Source organism: Shewanella holmiensis, from assembly GCF_025370255.1.
In the GTDB taxonomy this organism is placed as follows: Bacteria; Pseudomonadota; Gammaproteobacteria; order Enterobacterales; family Shewanellaceae; genus Shewanella; species Shewanella holmiensis.
Map to the genome: position 1 here is coordinate 67,686 of NZ_JAMTCD010000012.1, position 21,848 is coordinate 89,533.

Here is a 21,848-nt window from a genome sequence, read left to right on the forward strand (position 1 = left end):
ACGATTAGAATCGAGCGTTGATCGCAACACCTAAGTTAGTTTCTGAGTCACTATCAACAAACACTTGTTGTGCCACAAATTTAGCAGAGAAAATATCAGAAAAATGCCAATAGTATTGGGTATTGATATTGCTGATATTTTGATTGTCATTATATCGGTGTTCATCCTGAGAATAATCCATCTTTAATTGAAGATAACTCGTTGCAACCCCTAGCGACCAAGCATTATTAATGTACCAATCAGCTTCTACACCCAATATTAATGTGGATTTATCCACAATAACATGTGTATCAAATGGGTCTGGTTGCAGGTTTTCATCCAGCATATATCCTACGCCGTAACGATTATAAGCGGTTTTCTCGTAATTAATCCCAGCCGTTAAAAAAAGCCCAGAAGTGGATTCAAATGGAAGAAAGTGCTCATAGGTGAGGCTATATAAATCGAAATCTCGGCTTTGCTGCTCGTCTACCTCAAAGTAGCTGCCTTTTAAATATCGAGATTCACTTTGTGAAGATGTGGTATAGCCTAAGGTCAACTTTGAACCTTCAGAGAAATAGTAACCGGTATTGACATGATAAGTGTCAACATCATCGAATAAGTTTGAAAATGATTTTTCATGAGCAATTTTTAAATATTCAGCGCCAATAAACCACTTTGAATCGAAAACATATTCTCCAGATAACGCATAGAGGTCTTGATATTCTGTCGTTGCATATCGTGCTGAAATAACCGCGCCTTGGTTCAGGAATGCCGCTAATTGATAAGGTCTATCTGTTTGTTCTACTGCGGTAAAATAATAGCTGTATTTTGCATTGACTAGCCCGTCACTATCCTCCGAAGAGTCTAATAAACCAATTTCGGCTTCATGATGAAATGGTAAGTTTTCTGCAGCAAAAGTGGAAAATGATAAAAATGAGGCCAATAAAGCGAGTGAAACCTTTGAAAGTGTCATTAATCGTCCTTGAAGTGTTAAAATGTATGACGCGAGAGTATAAGGTTTTTCTTAACAAGGTTGCAACAATATATGGCTCGATCTTATTGTATTTATTGTACATATCCTATTTCTGCATGTTTGTGCCATGCAGTTAGCCCAATTCAAATTAGTACTGAAGTGGTTGTGATGCAGCACCCTAGTGAAGTAAATCATGCCAAAAACACCGTCAGGCTAATGCAGTTGGTGATCCCACAAATGCAGGTGTTAATCGGTGAAGCCTCAGAAGATTTTATTGAGTTACAAGCATACTTAGCCCAAGCGACCAAGCCGATTTATGTAGTGTATCCGAGTGACAACAGCGTATCTGTTAGCCAAGCAAACCCAGCGAACAACGCTATCATTATCTTAATCGATGGCACCTGGCGCAAAGCCTATAAAATGCTGCAGTCTAATCCATGGTTATTAGATTATCCGGCCATTCATTTAGAGGTTGAGCACGCATCCAATTACATTATTCGTAAAGCTAAGCGCCCTGATAGTTTGTCCACTCTTGAGGCGACAGCGCTATTATTATCCTCGCTTGATACTACATGTGACACCACTCCTTTATTTGCAGCTTTTGATGCTATGGTGCAACATAGATTGGGTGCCATGCCAGATGGTGTCAAAGCCCGTTACCAATCGAATAACAAGGAAGTAAAATGAAATATATCCTGTTAAGCCTAAGCATTGCTTTTGTGTCATCTTCAATGGTTGTTGCAAGCGATACCATGACATCTATTGACCCTGAAAAGCCGCGAAAAAAATTGTCATTAGAAAAGCAGGCTGAGCAAGGCCGAATCGACTCCAAAAAATTAGAGCAAGCTCAACTCGAAAAAGCACGGGCCGCCGCACAAGAAACCGTTGAGCGTGAGCAAGATGTGTTATCGCATCAAGAATCAGGTGAGTGGCAGGATGAGCAGCGACAAAAAGCAAAAGCACAATTTGATGAACGTGCTGAGCGTGAGAACAAATATCTGAAACAAGCCCAAGAAGCTGCAGCAAAAGAAAGACAAATTAGTGAAGAACAATAACCCCATTGATATTATAGAGCCGTTTAGCCATGTGTAACACCTTACCCGATGCCCCTAGTCTGTGTCCGCTTTGTCATCACGATCAGCTGGCTTTATTTCATCAAGATAAAAAACGCCCTTATTTTCAATGCCAACAGTGTCAACTAGTGACCGTTCCTGCTGCATTTTATCTCGATGAAGTAGCAGAAAAGGCTTTTTATGATTTACACGATAATACTGTTGCAGATTCAGGCTATCAGCGCTTTTTATCTCGCACATTACATCCGGTGCTGAATGTTATCGCTGGTGATGCTAAAGGGCTCGATTACGGCTGCGGAGAAGGTGCTGTATTAAGTAAGATGGCCGCAGAACATGGCATAACAGTTAATAATTACGATTTGTTTTATTTCCCTGACCAAGGGCAACTGCAGCAGCAATATGACTTTGTCACTATGACCGAGGTGATTGAACATATTGCCGATGCCCAGCAGGTGTTTAAGCAGCTACAAGGTTTGCTAAAACCCTCAGGTTTATTAGCGATTATGACTAAGCGGGTTCGTGACCATGCGGGTTTTATTCATTGGCATTATAAGCATGACCCTACACATATTAATTTTTACAGTGAGGCGACCTTTGAGTGGATCGCGCAAACCTATCAATGGCAATTAGAGATCATCGATAACGATGTGGTTTTTTTTAGGGTGCCTTAAAGAGCGCTCATTAAGTCGCGCTTTTTAAACCGAGCGACTTAAGCCTTAACTAGGGATAGTGGTTTCAATCTTGAAAATAAAGATTTGCAAATAAATCGATACAATTGTTTTTCTCTCTTCACCTCAAAAAAATTAACAATTTTGCAAAATAAAGGTAAGTTAGTCGACTAATTATAATAATTAAATGGACTCACCATGGGCATTATCTCTATTGCCAAATTGACCTTTATTTCACTGGCTGTAAGTGTTACAGCGGGTTTATTCTCTATCTCTGCATTGGCTTCTCAGCCTGATGCTGCACAGCTAGCTGCTGATGTTGAAAACAAAGTCATTGAATGGCGTCGTGATCTGCACCAACACCCAGAATTATCTAATCGCGAGTTTCGCACCAGTAAAGTCATTGAAAATCATCTTAAATCACTCGGACTTGAAGTTCAGACGGGTATTGCTCATACCGGTGTGGTCGCGATTCTTAAAGGCGGTAAGCCTGGGCCATTAATTGGTCTGCGCGCCGATATGGATGCATTGCCAGTAACTGAAGTGGTTAATTTAGCTTTTGCTTCCAAAGTGACAGACACCTATCGCGGTCAAACTGTGGGTGTAATGCATGCCTGTGGCCATGATACCCACGTGGCAATGTTAATGGGTGTGGCTGAAAGTTTAGTGAAAGTAAAATCCAGTCTAGTTGGCGATGTCATGTTTATCTTCCAACCCGCAGAAGAAGGTGCGCCAGAGGGTGAAGAGGGCGGTGCTGAGCTGATGCTCAAACAGGGATTATTTGCTAAACGCAAACCTGATCAAGTGTTTGGTATGCACGTTACGTCAAGCTTACCTACAGGGGTGATAGGTTTACGTTCGGGTCCTGCAATGGCAAGTGAAGATTCATTTACCATTAATGTCACTGGCAAACAAACCCATGGTTCAAGGCCTTGGGGAGGCGTTGATCCAATTGTCGCATCAGCCCAAATCATCAACAGCGTGCAAACCATTATCAGTCGCCAAGTCGATATAACTAAAGCGCCAGCCGTAATTAGTTTTGGGGCGATCAATGGCGGTATTCGTTCTAACATTATTCCCGACAAAGTTGAGCTTATTGGCACCATTCGCACTTTTGACCAAGACATGCGCGCGGCAATTAAAGTTAAGCTAGCAGACATTGCCACTCATGCCGCCAAAACGCTCGGTGCCAGTGCTGAAACTATTATCGACCCAGGCTATCCTGTTACAGTAAATAATCCCGAATTAGTGACTAAAATGCGCCCAGTTATCGAAGCGGTTGTTGGCTCTGATATGTTAATTGAGCCGGGCTTAATTACGGGGGCAGAAGATTTCTCTTATTACGCGCTAGAGACCCCTGGAATGTTCTTCTTTCTAGGGGTTACCCCAGCAGATCAAGAGTTGAGTCAGGTTGCCAGCAATCACTCTCCGGCATTTTATGTAGATGAGAAAGCATTAAAAGTCGGAGTGCACACTATGACCCAAATAGCCCTAACTGCATTAGGTGCCGCAAAATAGTTATTAGATAGCTCAAAGGAGCGAGATATGAAACGTACGTTAACCGCATTAATGTTACTGGCAGGATTGCTGAGTGCATCAAATGCAGCTGCAACCACAGCCAAAGATATTAAGAGTTTTACGCTTGATAACGGCATGAAAATTATGGTGTTAGAGGATGGTTCCATTCCCAATGCCAACATGTACTTATTCTGGAAGGTTGGATCACGCAATGAGGTGCCGGGCATTACTGGTATTTCACATTTTTTTGAACACATGATGTTCAATGGCTCAAAAAAGTTTGGCCCAAAAATGTTTGACCGCACAATGGAAGCTGCGGGGGGGGCAAACAATGCTTACACCACAGAAGATATGACAGTATATACCGACTGGTTTCCTGCAAATGCGTTAGAAACGATCTTTGACTTAGAGGCCGACCGTATAGCGCATTTAGATATCAATCCTGAAATGGTTGAAAGCGAGCGAGGTGTGGTGCAATCAGAGCGCACAACAGGCTTAGAAAACTCAAATTGGCGTACCATTCAAGAAGCGTTAAAAGGGGTGGCATTTTCAGCGCATCCCTATAGCTGGTCAGTGATCGGCTATGAGTCTGATATTGCAGCGTGGTCATTGGAGGATTTACAGCAGTACCATAAAACCTATTATGCTCCGAACAATGCGGTGGTAGTGATTGTTGGCGATGTAAAATTAGCTGAAGTGAAAAAGTTAGCTAACCAATATTTTGCACCGATACCAGCCCAAACCCCACCCAAAGAAGTACGTACCGTTGAGCCATTGCAACATGGTGAGCGCAGAGTCTTTGTAAAAAAAGAATCAGTTAGCACCCCTAATGTGATGTTGGCATACCATATCCCCGCCACTAGCCATGCTGACTATTATGCACTTGATTTATTAAGTTCTATTTTAAGCCAAGGCAATAGCTCTCGCTTCTATCAAGGTTTAGTTGATAAGCAAATTGCAACTGCCGCAGATACTTACATGCCAATGTCGTTTGACCCTAACTTGTTTTACATTTTAGGCGTCGCAAATTCGGGCGTTGAAGCCAACACGCTTGAGTTAGCATTACTCGAGCAAATCAACTCAATTGCTACTGAAGGTGTGACTGCAGAAGAGTTGGAAAAAGTGAAAAACATCAAATTAATCAATTTTTACCGCGACATGGAAACCATTAATGGCAAGGCCAATACGCTAGGGACTTATGAGATGTATTTTGGTAGTTTCGAAAAACTTTTTGATGCGCCTGAGCGCTATAACACTGTTACTCCTGCGGATATTCAACGAGTGGCACAAACCTACTTAATTCGTGCTAATCGCACAGTAGGGGTATTAGCTGCTACAGAGGAGAGCGACAAATGAGACTTATAAAACAATCTATTAAATTGTCGTTATCGGCTTTAGCTATCGCCAGTGCCTTATCGTTAACTGGGTGTGCGGTAACGGTTAAAAACGCTCCAGAAACCGTTGTAGAAACTGGTAGTTTTAGTTTGCCACAATACCAAACTGTTAGTTTATCTAATGGCTTAAAAGTGAATTTGATGGTGCAAAAAGAAGTGCCACTGATAACCTTAAGTGCTGTTGTGCGAGCAGGTGCGGTGAATGACACCACCTCAGGATTGGCCAGTATAACCGCCCAGAGTTTAATGCTGGGAGCTGGTGGGCAGTCTAAGGCTAAAATAGAGCAAACGCTTGATTTTATGGGAGCAAGTTTGAATACCGCCGCCGATCAAGAAGGCAGTTATATTGATGCCAGCTTTATGACAAAAGATATCGATAAGGTGCTGCCTATTTTTAGTCATGTGGTGATGGTTCCTGATTTCGACTCAACTGAATTTGCCAAACTACAGCAACGTGAAATAGTGGGGCTGTCGCAACAAAAAGAAAGCCCTCGCGCTGTCATTGGTCGTTACTTCAATAAGTTGGTGTTTGGTGATCATCCTTATGCCAACCCAAGCTCTGGCAATAGCGAGTCCATTGCTACCTTAACGATTGAACAGTTACGCGCCTTCCATAAGGGTTACTATCAGCCAAGTAATATGACCATCAGTGTAGTCGGTGACTTTGACCCTCAACAAATGCAAGCTAAGTTAGAACAGGCTTTTGGTTATTGGCAAAATACCGAAGAAGTGGTTCAGGCTAATTTAAGCCAAGGTTTGCCAGAGATGAGCCAAAGCAAAGTGCTTTTAGTCGATAAATCCGATGCGATTGAAACGACCTTTGTGATTGGGGGCATGGGGATAAGTTATGATAATCCTGATTATGTTGGTTTAACCGTGGTGAATACCATTTTAGGTGGCCGCTTTACTTCATGGTTGAATGATGAGTTAAGGGTTAACGCGGGGTTAACTTATGGGGCTCGTTCAGGATTTGTGCCTTATTCAAAAGCCGGCGTTTTTCAAATCAGTACTTTTACTAAAGCGGAAACGACTAAAGAGGCTATCGATTTAGCATTAAAAACCTATGCTAGACTTTGGCAAACAGGCATAGATCAAGCGACGTTAGATTCAGCAAAAGCTTATGTTAAAGGGCAATTCCCACCTAAGTTTGAAACGGCTAGTCAATTGGCTGGCTTAATGTCTGATATGTATCTATATGGTTTCGATGATAATTTTATAAATCAATTTCAAGCTAAGGTGGATGGATTAACCTTAGAAGAAACGCAACGATTAGTTAAGCAGTACTTCCCACAACAGCACTTACAGTATGTGTTGATTGGTAATGCCAGTAAAATTGCCGATATTGCTAAACAGTATGGCGAAGTGACTCAGGTTGATATCAAAGACAGTGGTTTTGGTCAGTAATTTGCGCTGAAGCCGAAAAAGGCCCACTAAGCAGTGGGTCTTTTGTTTTATAGCGTGTATATTTTTAAGTAGCATTGTTAAAGAGTTTGATTAAATGGCAAAAATATCCGCAGATATATCTTCGACTGAAAAATTCAGTGAAGAAAATAAAACGACCCAATCACTCTACCCCCCTACAGCTCAAGCTAACTTAGACGAGCCATGGTGTCATGTCCAAGAAACCATGAATTTGCTTATTTTGGCAATGGCGCAAATAAAACTGGGTTTAGATGATGGCGATCAAAAAGTGGCAAGTTTAGGTGAGTTATTTACCGATATGGCTTCTCATCAGCAACAGGTTAACCATTATTTGGCCACGAAAAATGACACCCCCCAAGCGATCATTGATCATGGCCAGCAATTGGCAGCTAAGGTAAATCAAGGTGTGATGGCATTTCAGTTTTACGATAGGCTATCGCAACGTTTGCAGCACGTCGTTAATGGATTGGGATTAACAAAAGAAGTGTTAGGCGATCAAGATGCAAGGCATACCCGTGCGGCTTGGCAGCAGGTCAATCAACAAATTAAAAATGGTTATTCGTTAGAGGAAGAGCGTGCACTGTTTGATTGTATTTTACAAGGTGGCACGCTGGCACAAGCTTTAGCACTATACCAACAGCATCTTGCAAAGCGTCAAGAAGATGATATTGAATTGTTTTAAACTCATTTTTTGGGTTATCGTTGTTTTCTTCGGTTCTCTGCCTATATCGGCACTTGCCGCTAAGGTCTCTCTTGATGTTTTTTGCGCTTCTTTAATAGGCGAGTGGCAAGGTAGCGCGGCTAACCCCAATGGGGTCTCAAAACGAGTTACCAGTTCCATTATGTGTTCTGCAGATGGGCGAAATATGTATATCAGTGTTAGTCAGAGCGCAAGGTTTGCGAATAGTGAAACCTGGTGGTTTCGTCAACGTGGCAGTGATATTCAATTAGTGTATTCTGATGGCGTTAATGCCGATATATATCAATCACTCACTTTATATCAACAAGCTGACGCGTTTACCTTTTTAGGGGAGGGAGAGATTAAGCAGCGCCCCGCTTTGATCAGGCTTTCATTTTCAGCTACGTCAGTAGGAGCGAAAACTCAGTGGTTATGGCAGCAAAGCGCTCATTTTTTAGATGATGACAGTGATAATTATCAAGTGGTGAGAGGGGTCAGTTTGATCCCCCGTTAAGTGATAGACCTTCGCAATTCAACACTTTTCTTCTTGGTGCTGTTTGCCACTTTTTAGCCCCAAATATACCAAGCAAAACATAACCAGCTTAATGCCAGCAAACAAATTAACCCCCATACAACCGGCGTGATCTGGTTAGAGTCATCAAACTCTAACTCTAACTCTGGCTCATCATGCTGAGCATGTTGTTTGTGTTTGGCTTGTTGTTTACGTGCTTTATCGCTTTGTCTGGCTTTTGCTTTTTGTTGTTTTTTATATTCAGCAATGCCCTTTTCAATGCCACTGGCAATCAGCTTAGTTTGCTCTTTAGTCTGACCTTCTTTTTGGGTCGACTTAGCAATCATCAACGCGTGTTGCTGAGTTTCAATTGAAATGGGTTGCTTCATTGGGCACCTACAAAATCAAGTTGTCGCCAGGCTTCATAACTAATAATGGCAACTGAGTTTGATAAATTCAGGCTGCGACTATTGGCGGTCATAGGAATACGCAGTCTTTGTTCTAAAGGGGTGGCATTTATAATATCCATAGGTAAGCCACGGGTTTCAGGGCCAAATAACAGCACATCATCTTCGGCAAAGGCGATTTGGGTATGCGGGCGGCTGCCTTTAGTGGTACAAGCCATGATGCGCTTTCCTGCCATAGCGATGAGAAAATCTTGATAATTTTTATGGCGTGTTACACATGCTAAATCAGCATAATCTAAACCGGCACGACGCAATTTTTTTTCTTCTAAATCAAAACCAAGGGGTTCGATAAGATGTAAATGTGAACCATTGTTGGCACATAAACGAATAATGTTGCCCGTGTTTGGGGCGATTTCTGGCTCGTAAAGGGCGATATGAAACATGCTGACTTACCTCAAAAAATAACGGTGCATTATAGCGTTAGCGAAGCGACAAATCAGCTATATTAAGTAGTTTGATATTATTTGATTTTGATTATGCAAACTAGTTCTCTATAACGCTTTAAATCCTTTGGAATCTAAATGATTGAGTATTTTCTGACTTAGTGGGCAGGAAGTGTTAATCCATACTCCTATTGGAAATCTTCTGAACACTGTAGTTGAACTTTGAATTTGTTCTAAAGGAAAACCAAGTTGGTTTGCTGCGTAAGTAATAGAGTGTAAATCGGCATAGACATAATCGACTCGTTTTTTTATCAGTAAATATGTACCTTGTTGAATAGACTCAACATTAAATAATTTCGCACCATTATCAGAGAACTGTTTGATAACTCCTGCAGGTTGCATCATCCGCAGTTGTGCAATTCGCTTCCCTTCAATCTTATCACCTGTAAATTGGCTCGGTTGCACTAATCGATGTAATTTCAGTTCTAAAATGTCATCGTATAATGGAACAAGTTTATGATTTTTCTTTGTTTCAAATGGCGGAACAAAACTGGCACACCAATCTTGATTAACTAATTTTTTATGTACTCTGGCGGAAGATAAAAAGTTTGCCGTCACCTCGAAACCCGATGATGTCATGGCTTGAGATAGCTTAGCGAATGCTTCGCCCCTATCGGTTTGCTGCTGTATTAAATAGGGAGGGTATTCAATGGCATCGACGTAAAATGGTTCAGCATGAGTTATGCTCACGCTCATAGATAAAACCAACGTAAAGCAAAATAATATTACTTTACGACATGTTGTCATTTCGAGGCGCATTCCTTTCCCTTGTTAACTTATTCTCCTAAGTTTTAAGCATAGCAGAACCGCATATTAAAGTAGGGGGACGTTTATTCTTTAGAATACATAAAGTATGTGTCGTTTAAATGGGAATGTTTAATTTGATATGCAGTCCATTAGGCTTGTTATTCAACGCTTTAATATCCCCATTATGGGCTTGAATTGCCGCTTGAGTAATTGCCAGGCCTAACCCCCAGCCACCACTGATTCTATCTCGTGCATCATCTGGGCGATAAAAGGGTCTGAAAATCGCGCTAAGTTCTTTTTCATCGATCCCTTTACCATCATCTTTAATGTCTATGACTACCTGTTTGTTTTTTATCTTGGCCGAAATATTAACGTGTTTGTTCGCGTAGCGAATGGCATTACGTAAGACGTTTTCGATGGCTCGACACAAAGGTTTTGGGTAATGTTCAAAGGCAAGGTGTTCATCAATATCAATATGCAGCTGCTTGTGCTGTTGTTCTGCTTCAAATTCAGCATCATCTAATACTTGGCTGAGCGTTTCATTTAGCTCAGTATAAATCCGCACCTCGCTAGCATTCAGTGTGACCCTTGAAAGGGTTAACAGCTCACCGATTAAGTCATCTAATTGGGTGGCTTCATATTCGATACGAGATAATTCTGTGGTGTCTTGACCTTTTTTTCGCGCCAATGCCAGTGACAGTTTTAAGCGGGTTAAAGGTGTTCGTAGCTCATGAGAGATATCACCCATCAGCCTTTGTTGGTTAAGCATCATAGCTTCGATTGAGTCTGCCATACTGTTAAAGGCTTGAGCTAATTGGCCTATTTCATCGTTTCTACTGATGGTAGTTTTATCTGCACGGTGCGATAAGTCCCCTTTAGCAAGGGCATTCGCGCAGTGTTTTAGGCTATTAAGTGGTTTACTGAGATGCCAAGCAAGTAGGCCGCATAACAAGCCAGAGAATAAAATAGCGATAGTGGCGGTGAGTAATTTGTTTTCTGAAAAATACAAAAACCAAGGCCGAGGATGGCTGGCCGGTACTCTGCCATAAACCTGATAGGTTTGTTGATTAACACTGAAAGACAGTGGTCCAAAGACCAACTCATTTCTAAATTGGTGGCTAATCGGCTGCTTGGCATCTTCTGCCATCAATAAAAATTGTCTTAATGAGCGTGGGACTTTACGGCTATTAATCACCTGACCATCGTCGTTGGTTAAATAAATACGTAATGGTCTGTCGCGCTTTGAATACTGTCGTTGTAATTGATATAGCTTATCCGAGGTAAGGATATCGGGTGACTGTTGAATATCTTCAACAACTTGATGAAGCGCTTGCTGTAATCGTGCTTCTAATGGTGCGCGATCATGGCTTTGCAGTAGCATCGGCAGCATTAATACTAATGCAATAGTCAGCGAGCTGCACAGCCAGAAGCCAATCAGCAACTTAAAAAACAATCTATTTAATGGGGGTGTTGTGGGCATTAGGGGATCCAAATGTAACCTTTGCCTCGTAAGGTTTTTACCCGTGCGCGACCATCGGTTCGTTCGGGCAGTTTTTTGCGCAAGTTAGATAAATGCATATCTAAACTGCGGTCAAATGGCATCAATTTTTTCCCTAATACATTTTCGCTTAAGGTGTCTTTGGTGACTAACTCTCCCGCACTGGATAACAGATTAAACAACAAGCTAAATTCTGTGGACGTTAAGATGATTAACTGATCGTTGCAAAAGGCTTCTTGACGACTAGGGTCTAGGGATAAGTCACCCAGTGTTAATGAATCAGCCGATGCTTGCCCTTGTAAGGTAGCGTTTGCACGGCGCAAAATAGCCCGAATACGCGCAATTAATTCGCGATCATTGAAGGGTTTTGGTAGGTAATCATCAGCGCCAATTTCTAAGCCGATAACTCTGTCAATTTCATCTCCGCGAGCGGTTAACATTAAAACGGGGGTTTGCTTACGTTTACGTATGCCTTTTAAGACTTCAAAGCCGCCCATTTTGGGCAGCATGACATCTAATAAGATAAGGTCGAAGTCTGAGTGCAATGCTAATGCTAACCCTGCTTGACCATCGTAAGCTTGGCTGACGACAAACCCTTCCATTTCTAAAAGTTGGGTTAATAATTCTGATAATCCGACATCATCGTCAATAAGTAAAATTCGATTCATTTCAGCCCTCAATATGCATTTAAACACTTTAGCTTAAGGCGGGCTAAGATGACATCATCATTGCACAGTTTTACATTAGTCGATTATTTGAATTTCAGTACTTGAGCCAGCTTGACGATAACAAAGGTCAAGATAATTGAACCGATAATCAAGCCTATAGACAACACAGGATTTTGTAGTGACATAGGATCAATCACTAACATCCCCCCAAGGCCTAGCATCATGATCCCTGACATCAGTTTAAGCTTCTCACCTTCTTTTTCTGTCAGTTTACGCTTGCCTAATGTCATAGAGAATACGATAACAATTGTCGCTAATGGAATAACATAAACGACGTTATACGCAACAAGATACAGATAGCGCTCCATAACCTCTAAGTTTGAAATCGAGAGCACCGAGGTGTAAATCATCGGGAAACCAGCAGTACATAATAGTTCATAGGCATTGGCTAAAATAGCTAAAATGGATGAACCGACAATCATAGTGGGTAATGAACTGGCCTTTGATAATTTACCCATACGCTTAATCAGGCTGCCTCTATTTTCCACAGACATAGATAAACTGACATCACCTCGGCCAAAAAAGTAGTCTTTAATATTCACCGTGGCAGCCACTAATGCCAATATGCCCGCACAGGTAATAATCATGCCGCCATCGCCACCGCCCAGCAGTTGGAATAAGTTAAGCCAGGCGCTCATGAAGATGAAGTAAATAAAACCAGAGAAAAACACAAAAATCCCCCCGACCAACAACATGCGTTTTTTACTGCCAGCGTTAACCATAATACTGAGTAAGAACAGTAATACGAAGAAAGCACAGGGATTGAACGCGTCGACGCCAGCGAGCACAACAGTTAACAACGGCAGTGACATTTTTTCTGGATGAACCGCGCCGATTAATGGAATATCAACAGGTTGTACATGGGGCTCTGATGTTTGTTCGGTATCGCTATCTGCGCTGTATTGTGTCATGCCACAGGTGCTTGCGGCGCCATCATCTGTGCTGCTAGTTTCTGCACAGGTGCCAAATAGTGGCTCAGCAGCAGGGGTATTTAAGGTAAGAAAATCTTCAAGCTTATTACCTATGTCAGGTTGTCCACCTTGTTTTTTATAGCAATCAATTAAGCGCTCAACAATGTATTGCCCAGTAACTTGATGGCTGTTGTAGCCAATGATGGCTTCGCCACAAACGGCAAAGTAGGGGACAGATTTTGGCTCGCTGCCGGTAAGTTTGCCCATTTCCATGAGTTTATCGACATTACCTGGCTGACTTATTAGGTAGTCTTCTACTGCTATCCAATCAAATCGCTCACCTAAAGCATCGATAAAGGGGTGTGCTTTTCGGCAGTGCGGGCAGGTTTCTGACCAGAAAAAATGCAGCTTAATCATCGTTTGGTCGGCTTGCTGGGTCATCCAAACCGAATCGTTCTGAGATGATGCTTGTGCCGCAGGGGAAGTAAATGCTACTGAAAAAAATAATATGGCCAACAATGCCCAAGAGCGTGTGAAAGTAAGATTCATGCTAGACCTTAATAAGAAATACAATCTTTAGCTAATTTTATGCTGAAGGCGAAGGCATGTAAGTATGGGTTTGCCGTTACGTTAACTTGCTCTCATTAAATCACAACATTTGCAGTAATTTGTTAGCTTGATCACTGACTCCTTTTCACGGATTTACATAGCTTTACGCTAAAAACACCCTCATTGACATTGCAATGGGTAAACTAGGTTCCATGTTGTGAACTTAACCAACATTCATTTAGGCTTAATGAATAAGCCACCATCAACGAGGTAATTGCTATGAAAACACGTCTTCCTATTAAAGCGGGTCTTGTTGCACTGATTGCAAGTTCTGCACTATTAACTGGCTCGCTTTATGCTCAATCAGTCGTTGAGCCAACAGCCGATACGCAGGTTGAGAGACAATCAGAGGGTAAATATCAACATGGTCACCAAAGAAGTGGCATGCATAAGATGCTCCGTAAGTTAGATCTTACTGATGCGCAAAAAACGGATGTAAAAGCGATTGTTGAAAAATATAAAGCACAACGTCCAGACAAGCCGTCAGCAGATGTAAGAGCTGCACATAAAGCTGAGATGGTGAGTTTAATCACCAGTGCTAATTTTGATGAAGCCAAGGCGCATGAGATCATTACAGCCAAGCAAGAGCGCAAAGCGGCGCAAATGCTACAGCATTTTAAAATGCAAAATGAAATCTACCAGTTACTGACCCCAGAACAACAGGCTAAGTTTACTCAACGCTTAGAAAAACAAGGTAAAAAAAGATAGTCACCAGTTGCCGAACACCCATCACAAACTGTTAAGTTAATTATTAACTTAACGGTTTGCTGCTTGCATCACAATTTCACCGTCTTATCTTGTTAAAAGATGTAAACATTGTCGAAGCCATGCCCTGATCATTGCTATTATAAAGCTTAATAACGATTAATGATTGGATGAATCCGGTAATGAAAACCAACCAAAATTATGATTTTTGGGTCAAATTAGCCAGTAGAGCCTCAGTGGCCGTTGCGCTAGGCTTGATTGTCATAAAACTAATTGCATGGTTATATTCAGGTTCGGCAAGTATGTTGGCCTCGCTAACAGACTCATTCGCCGATGCGATGGCATCTATCGTCAACTTTATTGCCATTCGTTATGCAATTGTTCCTGCAGATAAAGACCATCGATATGGTCATGGCAAAGCTGAGCCGTTGGCATCGTTAGCACAATCGGGTTTTATTTTGGGGTCTGCCTGTATTTTGCTTTTTTATGGCGGAGAAAAGCTGATAAATCCTGTGCCAGTAACCCATGCAACCTTAGGTGTTGTGGTATCGATTATCGCAATTATTGTGACACTGGGATTAGTGTTACTGCAGAAAAAAGCCCTAGAGCAAACCAGCAGTACGGTGGTTGAAGCGGATTCATTGCATTATAAATCGGATTTGTTTTTAAATTCGGCGGTATTACTGGCATTGGTGTTAGCTCACTATGGCTGGTGGTGGGCCGATGGTTTGTTTGCTGTGTTGATTGCACTTTTTATTGGGCAGCAGGCCATAGATTTAGGCTATCGTTCAATACAAAGCTTGCTTGATAGAGAACTGGATGCTGAAACCCGAGATCACATTAAAACCTTAGCGTTGGCCGATAGCCATGTAAAAGGCATACACGATTTGCGTACTCGTCAGTCAGGTAAAACCATTTTTATTCAGTTACATTTAGAGTTAGACGGTAACCAACCTTTGTTTGATGCCCATCGAATTGCCGATGCTACAGGATTAAGGATCAAGAACGCTTTCGAAGAGGCGGAAGTGATTATTCACCAAGATCCGGTTTAGGTGATACTGTTCAGTGATGGTCAGAAGCCTAGAGCAAATCTAGGCTTCATTCTGGTGCCATCTCTGTAGCCTCAACTCAGACGAGGTTACTCCATCGATAACTCTTTAAGTTTACGTGTTAGCGTATTACGCCCCCAGCCTAAACGTTTTGCCGCTTCTTGCTTATGACCTTGAGTATGCTTTAATGCGGTTTCAAGCAATATGCGTTCAAATGCTGGCTGAACTTCAGTGAGCAGATCATTTTCGCCCGCACTGAGTTTTTCATCTATCCAACTTTTTAAAGCAGATTGCCAATCACCATGACCTGTTGGAGTGTGATGGTTTGATACTGGATCTTTGAGTAATTCTGGCGGTAAATCTTGGGGTAGAATTTCTTGTCCAGAGGCCATGACTGTTAGCCAACGGCAAGTGTTTTCCAGTTGACGTACGTTACCTGGCCAAGGCAATTGCGATAATTTTACCGCGGTTTCTTTGGTTAATATTTTCGGCTCTACGCCAATCTCTTTGGCTGCTGAAGTAAGAAAGTGCGTTGCTAATTGAGGGATATCTTCACGGCGTTGTGATAACGGCGGTAAATGCACTCGTATCACATTTAGACGATGGAATAAGTCCTCACGAAAAGTCCCTTTTTGAACCAGTAATTCCAGGTTTTGGTGGGTGGCCGCAATAATTCGTACGTCCACCTGCACCGCTTGATGTCCGCCTACACGATAAAATTGACCATCAGACAGTACGCGTAATAAGCGAGTTTGCACATCTAGCGGCATATCGCCGATTTCATCTAGAAATAATGTGCCACCATTGGCTTGCTCAAACCGTCCCTGACGCACATTTGCCGCGCCAGTGAATGCCCCTTTCTCATGGCCAAAAAGTTCTGATTCAATTAAGTCTTTTGGAATAGCGGCCATATTAAGTGCAATAAACGATTTGTCTTTGCGCGGGCTGTGTTTATGCAGTGCGCCAGCGACTAACTCTTTACCCGTTCCTGATTGACCATTTATTAATACACTAATAGACGATCGAGATAAGCGTCCAATGGCACGAAACACCTCTTGCATTGAAGGTGCTTCGCCAATGATTTCAGGGGTTTTAACGGCGGCTTCTGCAGGGGCTGAAGGTGTTTGCTCGGTCGCATGGGTAAGCGCGCGCTCCACTAACGCGATAGCTTCATCAATATCAAAAGGCTTGGGCAGATATTCAAACGCTCCGGCCTGATAAGCGCTAACGGCACTGTCCAAATCGGAATGCGCCGTCATTATGATGACTGGAATATGCGGATAATGCAGTTGTAATCTGTCTAATAGCGTCAGCCCATCTGTACCAGGCATACGAATATCCGACACTATGACTTGTGGCTGTGAATGTTCTAATGCTTGCCATAATGATTCAGCCGCCGCAAAGCTGGCACTGGTTAGCTTGGCACCCGATAATGCTTTTTCTAGCACCCAACGAATGGAGCTATCATCATCTAAAACCCATACTTGTTCGCTTATTGTCATCTTGCTACCTCGTTCTGCCTTTAGGTCTAAAATTATTGTAATGGCAGCGTAATGATAAATTCGGTATGGCCGGGTGCAGAGACACAGTCTATGCGTCCGCCATGGAGTCTTGCAATGTTGTGAGCTATTGATAAACCAAGGCCTGAGCCGTCTTCTCTTCCGGTGACCATTGGATAAAATAAGGTATCCATTAGTTCAGGAGGGATCCCTGGACCGTTATCGATAATTGATAACGCTAAAACCAGTCGATATCTTTGGGTGCCAATGGTGACTTGATGTTGTGTCCGGGTTTTTATCAAAATTTCACCACCGCCATTGTCTAATGCTTGAATCGCATTTTGGACAATATTAAGCACGGCTTGTTGAAGTTGATCAGGATCCATCTGAATGTCGGGGATGGAAGGATCATAATCTCGCTTTAACGTGATGTTGTCGGGCAAAGCCATTTCAACCAGTTTTAGCACTTTTTGTACTACTTGATGGATATTATGCTCGGTATGTTGTGTTGGGCGTTGCGGTCCCAATAATCTGTCAACCAAACCACGTAAGCGGTCAGCCTGTTCAATGATTAAATGTGTGAACTCCTTTAATTCAGGTGAGTTAAGTTCTCTTGATAATAGTTGCGCAGCGCCTCTTAAGCCCCCGAGCGGATTTTTAATTTCGTGGGCTAAATTACGAACTAAATATTGGGCTGCTTGTTGTTGTGCATCCATATTAAGTTGCTGGTGGATACGACGTTGTTGATCAACTTGGCGAAGCTCTAAAATGCTGAGGTTTTGTTCATTCTCAATAGGAATTAAGGTCAGATCTATGGTGTGATGCTGGCCATCTAAGGTAATCAACGCTGCGGTATTAACGGTAATGCCTTGATTTGACGATACGGCATCACGCAGGATATGTTCATCGACGCCTAAAAACTGATATAAATCGGGTAGGCGTAATTCAAGCAGCTTATGGTTAGCGACAGCCAATAATTGTTCAGCCGCTGCGTTGGCAAAGCGCGGCTTAAGGTTAGTATCAATAACTAACACAGCAGTGACTAAATGATTTAGTAGGTTGTTGGTGTCCATTTGCCGTCCTGAGTATTGGGTTGCACCATCATGGTGCACCAATATGGTGCATCCTGCAAGCCAGTTTCATCAAGCAAAGGTTATTCTTGATAATTAAGTAGGTTAAATTAATTCATTGTTTTTAATGATATTAATACTTACCCCGCTCTTGGGGTCGGCCGTTTTACCAAGTTTGCTTGATGAAGATAGATGGTTCTAGGAGAACTAGATGCAAGGACTTTGCCGTTTTGATCTAAGGCTTTCACCACAATGGCATGTTCACCACGATAAATGCCTTCAAGGTGAAAGGTTGTGGATGTTTGGGGTTGAGCTTTTATTTCACCATCGATAAACAAGGCCAAAAACATACCTCGTAATAATTTAGGCGCAACACTTACGGTCACATCGAATTTACCTTCATTGCTGCGAATGGTTTCTTCATGGGTCGGTGAAATAATCGTTATGGTCGTTTCCATGGCAGCGTCAAGCTCAGGTGCGATAGGAGACTTTATTTTGGCTTCACGCAGCTCAATGGTGTTTTGGGTATTTTGTTTTACCTCGACAAGCTCAGCATTCGGCTGTGGCTCATCGCTATAATGTACCTTGCCATTTTCATCGACCCACCGATAAACCGCAGCGTTGCTGCATAAGGTAATGCTAAGTAGGCTGAGTAATAATATAAGTCGCATCTTGATTCCTTTCTCATCGAGTGACAACTGTTATAGTAGACTTTTTTGAAGCAAAAACTAGCATAGTTTATTTAGGCTGATTTACCAAAAATACCCGTTGTTAGGAGATTGAGTTCAACTGGGGTTATTATCTGTTATTAGCATGTGCTTTGTATTGAACCCTTTATGACAAAAGGGCAATGTTTAATCATAAAGGCGTTAATGCGTTTTAATAAAAAGTTTGTCTACTGCAAAATTTAACAACGCTTTCTTAATGCTTATTGAGGCTGTTATTTATTGAGGTCATGGCGCTGAGTTAAGGATAAAATGATGATATGTCAGAGGGAGTGGCAATCATGTTGAAGAAATTAAATAACCAGAGTTTAAAGTAATTAGCCCTGAAAATGCTTTCAAGGCTGAGTTTGCCATAAAGAGTATCAATGACGGCTTAATGATAACTACAACAATACTCCGCAACAGCGCTAGTACGAATGCTAAAGCTCACGCCTGCAGCTAATTCAAAATGAGTGCCAGCTGGGTAGTTCATCCATTCAGATGCATCAGGTAGTAGCACTTCAAAATTGCCTGACGTAACTTGCATTACCTCTGCTTGAGAGGTGGAAAACGTATATTCACCAGGTAACACCACGCCTAAGGTTTGTTTTGAACCATCGGCAAAAAATACCGCTCGACTAGTGACTTTTCCTTCAAAATACACGTTTGCTTGTAGCGCAACATTGACATTTTCTAACATATTCACTCGCTCCATAAAATAACTTGTTGTGAATTTATATGTATTTATTGTGAATATCTAGTTATTTTTAAATGTTTTGATTCTCCACTGAAAACAACCAAGCACAAAAAAGCCCAGAATAATCTGGGCTTTAAATTCAACTCAAATAAGCTGACTGATTACGCACCAGCGCGGTTATGGCGCTTACGTTCGTTTTCAGTTAAGTATCTCTTACGAACACGGATGTTCTTAGGCGTTACTTCTACTAATTCGTCATCATCGATGAACTCAAGCGCTTGCTCTAAAGTCATGTTGATTGGCGGAGTTAGTACTTGTGCTTCATCAGTACCAGAAGCACGCATGTTAGTAAGCTGCTTACCTTTCAAACAGTTAACTGTTAGATCGTTAGAGCGAGCGTGAATACCAACTACTTGACCTTCATACACTTCAGCAGCGTGGCCAATAAACAAACGACCACGGTCTTGTAAACCGAATAGTGCGAATGTCAGTGCCTTACCAGTAGCGTTTGAAATTAAAACACCGTTAGCACGTTGACCTATGTCACCGCCTTTATGAGGTGCATAGTGATCAAATGAATGGTAAATCAAGCCAGTACCAGAAGTTGCTGTTAAGAACTCAGTTTGGAAACCGATTAAGCCACGGCTTGGGATAATAAAGTCGATACGTACACGACCCTTACCATCAAGTTGCATGTCTTTCATTTCAGCTTTACGTGTACCTAATTTTTCAATCACAGTACCTTGATGCTCTTCTTCAACGTCAACGGTTACTGTTTCAAATGGCTCACATAATTCACCATCAATCGTCTTAAGAATAACTTCAGGACGTGATACGGCTAACTCGTAACCTTCACGACGCATGTTTTCAATTAGGATTGATAAGTGTAATTCACCACGGCCAGAAACACGGAAACGGTCTGGACTGTCAGTTTCTTCAACACGTAATGCTACGTTATGAACTAACTCTTGCTGTAAACGCTCAAGAATATTACGTGAAGTAACATACTTACCTTCTTTACCCGCGAACGGAGAAGTGTTTACTTGGAAAGTCATAGTTAATGTTGGTTCATCAACAGATAACGGTGGTAATGCTTCAACTTCAGTTACGGCACAAACAGTGTCAGAAATTTTTAGCTCACCAAGACCCGTAATTGCCACGATGTCACCAGCGTTAGCAATTTCAACTTCAGTACGATCTAGACCCATGTAACCTAATACTTGGCCCATTTTACCGTTACGTTTCTTACCGTCAGCACCGATCACAGTAACCTGTTGACCTGTTTTAACGCTACCACGCTTGATACGACCAACACCGATTACACCTACGTATGAGTTATAATCAAGTTGTGAAATTTGCATCTGGAAAGCACCTTCAGCGTCAGCGTCAGGGAAAGATACTTTTTCAACGATGGTTTGGAACAATGGTGTCATGTCTTCGCTTGTATCATCAGGATCTAAGGTTGCGAAACCATTTAATGCTGAAGCGTAGACGATAGGGAAGTCTAACTGTTCGTCAGTTGCACCTAGGTTGTCGAATAAATCGAAAACTTGGTCGATAACCCAATCAGGTCGTGCACCAGGACGGTCAATCTTGTTGATAACAACGATTGGCTTAAGGCCTTGAGCAAATGCTTTTTTAGTGACGAAGCGAGTTTGTGGCATTGGGCCATCAACTGCATCTACTAGTAATAAAACTGAGTCAACCATAGACAGAACACGTTCAACTTCACCACCGAAATCGGCGTGACCTGGTGTGTCTACGATGTTAATACGGTAGTCGTTCCACTTGATGGCAGTGTTTTTTGCCAGAATGGTGATCCCACGTTCTTTTTCAAGATCGTTTGAATCCATCACCCGCTCAGTAGCTTCTCCTCGAGATGCAAGGGTTCCTGACTGCGCCAGCAACTTGTCTACCAGGGTTGTTTTGCCATGGTCAACGTGTGCAATAATGGCGATGTTACGTAAATTCTCTAGCACGGATAAAACCTCTATACCATCAAACAAAAAAAGGGGATTATTTACAGTCGCTATTAATTATAGCCACCATAAAAAAGCGTGCCATTCTACTCCAGCAAGGCTTCAGTAGATAGGATTTTTTTTGAACACCTCTTATTTTCACCCGTTTGGACAGATATATTTCGACTTATCTGGGGTAAATGGTCATTTTGATGACTCAAAGCCAGATAAACATCAAGAACACAGTTTTCTGAATTAGGTTTGGTAAATTGTTATCTAAGTGCACTTTTTGCTAATGAGTCTCTATATACTCGACATGTTCAATTACAGTGCAGTTGCCCTTAACTGTTGCACTGTATTAGTGCGTCTAAGGATCTTTTTGGTGCATTCTAATAGTTATTTTTAAATGCAAAAAAATCAAATTGATATAATTCAATAAGTTATATATTTGGCATAAAAATAGCTTAGTAAGTGACATCATGTGAACATCACTGTTTTACATTGGTTTAACTAAGTAAAATGTACTTGGTAAACAGTAAGATTAAA

General features: G+C 41.9%; 22 protein-coding genes. 10 read left to right on the top strand and 12 right to left on the bottom strand.

Translation table 11 applies throughout. From position 1 onward, the window contains the following. Nucleotides 1–4: 4 nt before the first annotated feature. Entirely contained in the window at nt 5–952 is a 948-nt protein-coding gene (locus tag NE535_RS10700) for a hypothetical protein (protein ID WP_261298635.1), read from the bottom strand. A 72-nt stretch (nt 953–1,024) separates the two neighbouring features. Here NE535_RS10700 and NE535_RS10705 point away from each other — a divergent pair, with 72 nt between their 5' ends. From NE535_RS10705 to NE535_RS10740, 8 genes are all read left to right on the top strand, one after another. After that, nucleotides 1,025–1,639: a tRNA-uridine aminocarboxypropyltransferase gene (locus NE535_RS10705; RefSeq protein WP_261298636.1), complete on the top strand. Its 615-nt coding sequence runs from the start codon at nt 1,025–1,027 to the stop codon at nt 1,637–1,639. Further along, nucleotides 1,636–2,007, top strand: coding sequence for a hypothetical protein (locus NE535_RS10710; protein ID WP_261298637.1), 372 nt, complete (start codon nt 1,636–1,638; stop codon nt 2,005–2,007). The genes NE535_RS10705 and NE535_RS10710 overlap by 4 nt, the downstream gene beginning before the upstream one ends. Before the next feature lie 29 nt (nt 2,008–2,036). Continuing rightward, nucleotides 2,037–2,696: a class I SAM-dependent methyltransferase gene (locus tag NE535_RS10715; protein ID WP_261298638.1), complete on the top strand. Its 660-nt coding sequence runs from the start codon at nt 2,037–2,039 to the stop codon at nt 2,694–2,696. 195 nt (nt 2,697–2,891) lie between these two features. Further along, nucleotides 2,892–4,211 (top strand): amidohydrolase, encoded by a 1,320-nt coding sequence (locus tag NE535_RS10720; RefSeq protein WP_261298639.1) that lies wholly within the window; start codon nt 2,892–2,894, stop codon nt 4,209–4,211. Nucleotides 4,212–4,238: 27 nt separating this feature from the next. Further along, nucleotides 4,239–5,567, top strand: coding sequence for a M16 family metallopeptidase (locus NE535_RS10725; protein ID WP_261298640.1), 1,329 nt, complete (start codon nt 4,239–4,241; stop codon nt 5,565–5,567). Beyond that, nucleotides 5,564–7,009, top strand: a complete 1,446-nt coding sequence (locus NE535_RS10730; RefSeq protein WP_261298641.1) for a M16 family metallopeptidase — start codon at nt 5,564–5,566, stop codon at nt 7,007–7,009. The genes NE535_RS10725 and NE535_RS10730 overlap by 4 nt, the downstream gene beginning before the upstream one ends. A 94-nt stretch (nt 7,010–7,103) precedes the next feature. Further along, complete coding sequence (locus tag NE535_RS10735) at nt 7,104–7,709, top strand: hypothetical protein (RefSeq protein ID WP_261298642.1); 606 nt, start codon at nt 7,104–7,106, stop codon at nt 7,707–7,709. Further along, complete coding sequence (locus tag NE535_RS10740; RefSeq protein ID WP_261298643.1) at nt 7,696–8,220, top strand: hypothetical protein; 525 nt, start codon at nt 7,696–7,698, stop codon at nt 8,218–8,220. The genes NE535_RS10735 and NE535_RS10740 overlap by 14 nt, the downstream gene beginning before the upstream one ends. Nucleotides 8,221–8,273: 53 nt before the next feature. Here NE535_RS10740 and NE535_RS10745 read toward each other — a convergent pair whose 3' ends face one another. The 6 genes from NE535_RS10745 to NE535_RS10770 form a co-directional block, all read right to left on the bottom strand. After that, nucleotides 8,274–8,606 carry a DUF2956 domain-containing protein gene (locus NE535_RS10745; protein ID WP_261298644.1) on the bottom strand — a complete coding sequence of 111 codons (333 nt, stop codon included), beginning with the start codon at nt 8,604–8,606 and terminating at the stop codon, nt 8,274–8,276. Further along, nucleotides 8,603–9,067, bottom strand: a complete 465-nt coding sequence (trmL, locus tag NE535_RS10750) for a tRNA (uridine(34)/cytosine(34)/5-carboxymethylaminomethyluridine(34)-2'-O)-methyltransferase TrmL (protein ID WP_261298645.1) — start codon at nt 9,065–9,067, stop codon at nt 8,603–8,605. Before trmL ends, NE535_RS10745 begins: the two co-directional genes overlap by 4 nt. Nucleotides 9,068–9,175: 108 nt before the next feature. Continuing rightward, nucleotides 9,176–9,823, bottom strand: coding sequence for a hypothetical protein (locus NE535_RS10755; protein ID WP_261298646.1), 648 nt, complete (start codon nt 9,821–9,823; stop codon nt 9,176–9,178). A gap of 166 nt (nt 9,824–9,989) precedes the next feature. After that, complete coding sequence (locus tag NE535_RS10760; RefSeq protein ID WP_261298647.1) at nt 9,990–11,354, bottom strand: ATP-binding protein; 1,365 nt, start codon at nt 11,352–11,354, stop codon at nt 9,990–9,992. Beyond that, on the bottom strand, nt 11,354–12,040 hold the full coding sequence (locus NE535_RS10765; RefSeq protein WP_261298648.1) for a response regulator: 687 nt from the start codon (nt 12,038–12,040) through the stop codon (nt 11,354–11,356). The genes NE535_RS10760 and NE535_RS10765 overlap by 1 nt, the downstream gene beginning before the upstream one ends. Nucleotides 12,041–12,123: 83 nt before the next feature. Next, nucleotides 12,124–13,560 carry a cytochrome C biosynthesis protein gene (locus NE535_RS10770; RefSeq protein ID WP_261298649.1) on the bottom strand — a complete coding sequence of 479 codons (1,437 nt, stop codon included), beginning with the start codon at nt 13,558–13,560 and terminating at the stop codon, nt 12,124–12,126. A 279-nt stretch (nt 13,561–13,839) separates the two neighbouring features. On the opposite strand from NE535_RS10770, the gene NE535_RS10775 reads away from it, so the two are divergent. Both NE535_RS10775 and fieF read left to right on the top strand, forming a co-directional pair. Then, nucleotides 13,840–14,328 (top strand): Spy/CpxP family protein refolding chaperone, encoded by a 489-nt coding sequence (locus NE535_RS10775; protein ID WP_261298650.1) that lies wholly within the window; start codon nt 13,840–13,842, stop codon nt 14,326–14,328. 179 nt (nt 14,329–14,507) lie between these two features. Next, nucleotides 14,508–15,377, top strand: a complete 870-nt coding sequence (fieF, locus tag NE535_RS10780; RefSeq protein ID WP_261298651.1) for a cation efflux pump FieF — start codon at nt 14,508–14,510, stop codon at nt 15,375–15,377. Nucleotides 15,378–15,463: 86 nt separating this feature from the next. Here the strand turns inward: fieF and glnG are convergent, their stop codons facing one another. The 5 genes from glnG to typA all read right to left on the bottom strand — a co-directional run bounded on the left by glnG (nt 15,464) and on the right by typA (nt 21,323). Further along, nucleotides 15,464–16,876 (bottom strand): nitrogen regulation protein NR(I), encoded by a 1,413-nt coding sequence (gene glnG, locus NE535_RS10785; RefSeq protein ID WP_261298652.1) that lies wholly within the window; start codon nt 16,874–16,876, stop codon nt 15,464–15,466. A 32-nt stretch (nt 16,877–16,908) separates the two neighbouring features. Next, the gene (gene glnL / locus NE535_RS10790; protein WP_261298653.1) at nt 16,909–17,946 is read right to left on the bottom strand and encodes a nitrogen regulation protein NR(II); all 1,038 of its coding nucleotides are present in this window, start codon (nt 17,944–17,946) and stop codon (nt 16,909–16,911) included. 137 nt (nt 17,947–18,083) lie between these two features. Further along, nucleotides 18,084–18,614 (bottom strand): DUF4124 domain-containing protein, encoded by a 531-nt coding sequence (locus NE535_RS10795; RefSeq protein ID WP_261298654.1) that lies wholly within the window; start codon nt 18,612–18,614, stop codon nt 18,084–18,086. Nucleotides 18,615–19,041: 427 nt separating this feature from the next. After that, the gene (gene ppnP / locus NE535_RS10800) at nt 19,042–19,353 is read right to left on the bottom strand and encodes a pyrimidine/purine nucleoside phosphorylase (protein WP_261298655.1); all 312 of its coding nucleotides are present in this window, start codon (nt 19,351–19,353) and stop codon (nt 19,042–19,044) included. A gap of 152 nt (nt 19,354–19,505) precedes the next feature. Then, nucleotides 19,506–21,323, bottom strand: a complete 1,818-nt coding sequence (gene typA, locus NE535_RS10805; RefSeq protein ID WP_261298656.1) for a translational GTPase TypA — start codon at nt 21,321–21,323, stop codon at nt 19,506–19,508. Nucleotides 21,324–21,848: the final 525 nt, after the last annotated feature.